The sequence below is a fragment of the Oikeobacillus pervagus genome (assembly GCF_030813365.1).
Taxonomy (GTDB): domain Bacteria; phylum Bacillota; class Bacilli; order Bacillales; family DSM-23947; genus Oikeobacillus; species Oikeobacillus pervagus.
The window spans coordinates 1-3632 of record NZ_JAUSUC010000091.1; the positions used below are offsets into that span (position 1 = coordinate 1).

Annotated in this window: 4 protein-coding genes and 1 pseudogene; 3 read left to right on the forward strand and 2 right to left on the reverse strand. The window is 33.3% G+C overall.

All coding sequences use genetic code 11. From position 1 onward, the window contains the following. Nucleotides 1–241: 241 nt before the first annotated feature. Complete coding sequence (locus J2S13_RS16530; protein ID WP_307258945.1) at nucleotides 242–916, forward strand: putative immunity/bacteriocin fusion bifunctional protein; 675 nt, start codon at nucleotides 242–244, stop codon at nucleotides 914–916. 59 nt (nucleotides 917–975) lie between these two features. On the opposite strand, the gene J2S13_RS16535 is transcribed toward J2S13_RS16530, so the two are convergent. Continuing rightward, nucleotides 976–2304 carry an IS3 family transposase gene (locus J2S13_RS16535; RefSeq protein ID WP_307258946.1) on the reverse strand — a complete coding sequence of 443 codons (1329 nt, stop codon included), beginning with the start codon at nucleotides 2302–2304 and terminating at the stop codon, nucleotides 976–978. 221 nt (nucleotides 2305–2525) lie between these two features. Here J2S13_RS16535 and J2S13_RS16540 point away from each other — a divergent pair, with 221 nt between their 5' ends. Both J2S13_RS16540 and J2S13_RS16545 read left to right on the forward strand, forming a co-directional pair. After that, on the forward strand, nucleotides 2526–2864 hold the full coding sequence (locus tag J2S13_RS16540; protein ID WP_307258947.1) for a PadR family transcriptional regulator: 339 nt from the start codon (nucleotides 2526–2528) through the stop codon (nucleotides 2862–2864). Then, the gene (locus J2S13_RS16545; protein ID WP_307258948.1) at nucleotides 2857–3519 is read left to right on the forward strand and encodes an HAAS signaling domain-containing protein; all 663 of its coding nucleotides are present in this window, start codon (nucleotides 2857–2859) and stop codon (nucleotides 3517–3519) included. The genes J2S13_RS16540 and J2S13_RS16545 overlap by 8 nt, the downstream gene beginning before the upstream one ends. On the opposite strand, the pseudogene J2S13_RS16550 reads toward J2S13_RS16545, so the two are convergent. Continuing rightward, a pseudogene (locus tag J2S13_RS16550) lies at nucleotides 3482–3632 on the reverse strand (IS4 family transposase); the annotation flags it as partial. The gene J2S13_RS16545 and the pseudogene J2S13_RS16550 overlap by 38 nt on opposite strands.

Sequence of the window (3632 nt, forward strand, 5' to 3'; positions counted from 1 at the left end):
GAAGAAAGTGCTCCCCCATCGTTGGATAATTTAATAGAACGGTTGAAATGTAAAGGTTTTTGCGTTAAAGTTGTCATCATAAGAATCCTTTCTTTGGTGTTTGTTTGGTCGCAATAACCTTAACAGAAAAGGATTCTTTTTTCATCTAATAAGTGAAAAAAAGAATCCCACTGAGAAGCCGGTAAGTCAGCATTTCAGTGGAATTTTGTATTTGTCGGTGAATAATCTAGGATTAATGGTAATGGCTCTAATATTTTCTCTTGGAACGTTTTTACCAAATCAAGCCAATGCCCAACTAAATCAACCAGATTGTAAAACTTGCAGTTTAAAAGATGTATATTCAAAAGATGAAATGCTTGAAAAATTAAATGAATTAGGTGTAACTATCGAAGATACAAATAAAAATGATCAAAAGTTAGTTAAAAAACTAATTAAAGAACAAAAGAAAATGGATAAAGAGATAAATAAACAGTTAGCTAAAGGATTTAAAGATTATAAAGATGCTGAAATGTTCTTAACGTTTAATAACACTCATTTAGGTGGATACGATTATGAAAAAGCTATTATTTATGCTACTTTGTTAAAAAATAAAGCCGGCGATATTGCACTAGTTAGCGCATGGGTAGATCCTAATAAAAAAGAGTTAATTAAATATACTGTAGGTACAATTACAAATGAAAATCCAGAGAAATTTAATGAGTTAGTATCTTATGAAAAAGTTAAAGATACAGAAGGAGATTTCACTGCTTCTGATTTTAAATGGAATGGAAAAAGCTTTGCATGTGGTTTATCAGGCGTATTTGCATGTATCACTTACTGTGGTGTAGTTGGATTAGCTTGTGGACCTGGTGCTGCTGCTTGTGGTACTGTTTGTGATCTAGCCTGTGGTGCTGCATTTGCATATGCATGTAGTTAAAAAAAGAATCCAATCAAATTAAACTGGTACCTATGTCAAGGACATTATAAAAAAAGAGTTTAAATAGTTAAAAGATGATTCCTATATTGAATGGGGGTCATCTTTTTTAACCCCCACTGATAGCGGTAATTGTTATAGTAAACCATGTAATGATTTATTTTTGATTTCAATTCCCTCAAGGTTTTTACAGATCGATCATCAACCTCATCCTTAAGGTGGCCAAAGAATGATTCTTGAGGGGCATTATCCCAACAGTTGCCTCTTCGTGACATGGACTGACCTAGACCATGATTCTTTAATAGTTTCTGGAATCTAGGGCTTGTGTAATGACTTCCCTGGTCCGAGTGGATAAAGGCATCTTCATGGAGCTTCACTTTCTTGTTGTTCATCAATTTATGGATCGTCTGCGTTGCAATGTCCAACGTAATTCGGTCAGACACATGGTAAGCTAAAATTTCATTCGTGGATGCGTCTTTTGCGGTCGACAAATAAGCCATACTATTACCGTTATATGGCAAATAAGTGATATCTGTAAGTAACACTTTCCCAGGGATTCCTTGCTTAAATTCCCTATTCAATTTGTTCGGAACAACCTGATGCTCCTTCATTGCTTTGGCGATTTTTTTGTATGGATTTGGCTTTCTGTGAGGACAGACGATTCCATATTTCCTCATAATTCTTTGGATTTTTTTACGGCTAAAGTTAACATCGAACTCATTCTCCAATATCATTTTGATAGAGCGTGAACCCTTCTTATACCCCCGCCGATTAAAGGCTTTCAAAATAATTTCCTTCGCTTCGAGATCTAATTTCTCTCTTGCTTCTCGGACAGAGGAAGCCTTCAGATAGCTATAATATCCAGATCGAGAGACATCTAAGAGGTCACAGAAATACTTAGTCATCCCTTTAAAACTATTTTGCTCAATCGTTTCTTGAATAAGTTGATACGCCAGATTCGGGTTTAGACTTTCGCTTATGTTTAGCAGCCTCCTTTCTGTCGTTTCTAGCTTTTTTAATAATTCCACTTGCCCCTCTAACAGCTCGATTCTTGCCTGTTGCCTTTCAATGACTTCGGACGGTGTGAGTTCACGTTTTAAAGGTCTACCGGAAGCTATTTTCCTTGAATCCGTAAGCCCAATTAAACCATTTTTTTCATAGGCTTTTTTCCATCTGTAAGCTGACTGTTCAATTCGTTTTATGCCAATAATTTCCATATTAAAACCATTCTCCTCGAAAATCTGGCGAGGAAATTTACCGGTTTGGTATTCATCTATAAATCTATTTTTAAAATCGTCTGTATAGGTAATAGACCTTTCGCTGACACGCTGTATATTTGGATTCTTTTGAAGTATGTTTATATCTTTAGTTGAAAAAGTTATTTTACTCATGTTATTCCCTAATCCCCCTACTCTGAAATTCAAGTATATAAAAATACCTGCAGGTTGAACACTCTTTTTTACATGTGTCCAACCTACAGGTACCATTTTAAATTTGATTGGATTCTTTTTTTAATTACTTAATATCAACATGTAGGTATTAATGATATATAGGTATTGTTGACATATAGGTATCATTAATATATAGTTAATGTATGATGAATAAAACTAATATGGATAAATGGATTATACAATCAAGAAAAGGCGTATTTGAATTAGCTATCTTATTATTAATTAGTCAGCGTCCAATGTATGGATATGAACTGACAATAGGTTTAAAGAAATCACTTCCTTTGTTTGAATTAGCAGGTGGAGCAATTTACCCTATTTTAAAAAGATTAACTAAACAAGGATTAATTACTTTTTATTGGGCTGATTCAGAAGGAGGACCCAAACGTAAGTATTATCAAATTACTCAGGAAGGAAAAGAAATAGTAGAAAAAAGATGGGAAGATTACAAAAGTATGTACAGTGCTCTTAAAAACATGGCAGGAGGACATCATAATGGTTAATAAATTAAATCATTCCTTAATTGAAGACTATCTAAATAAATTAAATAAAAAACTTCAATTATTACCTAAAAGAGAACGCGAACACCAAATCTCTGAAATAAAAGATCATATATACAACACAATACAAGAAAAAACAAAAGCAGGAATGAATATCAACCAAGCAGCTAAAGATACTCTGCAAGAATTCCTTTCCCCAGAAGAACTTGCTAAAGCGATAATAAATGAAGAAGAAGAAAACAAATTGTTAGTAAACAAAGGGGAAACTTTATTTAATTATGGAATAATGCTTACTGTTGGTTCTTTAGGCGGTCTTTCCATCCCGATTTTGCGTGGAGAATTAAACTTAGGAATAATTTTACCTTTTGTTATGAGTTTAATTGTTGGTATTGTACTATTGAATTCTAAAACTATTCAAGGGAACGAAAATCAACTTCAAAATATAAAATGGATTTCGCGAATTGTAATAGGACTCTTAGGTGTTCCATTAACTTTTTTTTCTATTAGAATAATCAAAGATAATGCTATAAACTACGCTTCTTTAAGCTATCTCCTAGTAATTATCATTGTAAGTTTAGGAATATACCTACTACTAAGAAAATTATTCTATAATAAACAACTCAACTTTCGCAGAATGAAATTGGCAAATAAGCCTTGATATAATTAGGAAGGCCAGCGATCCACTGTTCGAGTTGACTTTGAATTAATGTTTTGATTTTCCTATTCGTTTGCTTAAGTGCGTCTTGAAGAAGCTCGATCAACTGCTGTAAT